We start from the raw sequence: 965 nt of genomic DNA on the forward strand, positions 1-965 counted from the left end.
AAGAAGGATCAACTCCGCGAAGCCGCTTAGCCAGCCTGACCGGCCGCCCCGCTTTGCAGAACTTGACGCACACAATCTCTGATCTTGATGGGTGGGAGATCGTAGTCGAGCCGCGATTCCGGCCGTTGTGGTGTCCTCATCGGACCGTTTCTCAACGGTAGCAACAAGCGCCGATCGGCGATGCGGTCCGAGGCCCTGTATCCCGCGTGCTGACCAGGGTCTTATGCCACACCAGCCCTCCGTTCGTCACCGACTAAGGGAGACGAGCCCGGTTTCTGATGTGTCCCGCAAGGCCTCGATCCCGGCAGCCCTGACTCTTGCTAAGCTGTCCCCTGAGGGAACGCGCCTCGACGAGACCGATCCCCTGCGGTCCAACTTGATGCAAAGTCAATCGATCGGCTGGGGCATGTATGCAGTAACTTCCACCGCTGTCTGTCGCATCGCGCTCCTCCGTAAAGGGAGCCCCGACAGATCGGGGACGGGCTTGATCTTGAAAGGCAAGCCAACTGAAATACTTGTCTTATCCAGGACGGGTCCCCTCGGATGGAGAGCTTGATGCAACCGTATGAGCAAAACCAATCCGCCTATGGCACCGGCTTTGCCCGGACGGCAGCTCAGGTTGACCAGGGCCTGCGCGCCTTCATGCTCGGCGTCTACAACAACATGGTCCTGGGCCTGGCCATCTCGGCCGTGGTCGCGCTCGGCATCAACATGCTGGCCACGACGAGCGATCCGTCTCAGGCGGTCGCCCGCATGGGCGGCGTTAACCTGACCCAGTTCGGCGCGACGCTGTACGGCTCGCCCCTGATGTGGGTCGTGGCCCTGGCGCCTCTGGCGTTCATCTTCTTCTTCTCGTTCCGGATGGACCGGATGTCGGCGGCTGCGGCTCGCGGCACCTTCTTCGCCTTCGCGGCGGTGATGGGCGCCTCGCTCTCGACGCTGCTCATCCGCTATACCGGCGCGAG

General features: G+C 62.5%; 1 protein-coding gene. It reads left to right on the top strand.

Features of this window, described 5'->3' with window-relative positions:
• Nucleotides 1-555: 555 nt before the first annotated feature.
• Nucleotides 556-965 (top strand): Bax inhibitor-1/YccA family protein (locus tag JKL46_RS34900; protein ID WP_201843034.1); only part of this gene is annotated, 410 nt, incomplete at its 3' end.

The organism is Microvirga zambiensis WSM3693, from assembly GCF_016735695.1.
Classification (GTDB): domain Bacteria; phylum Pseudomonadota; class Alphaproteobacteria; order Rhizobiales; family Beijerinckiaceae; genus Microvirga; species Microvirga zambiensis.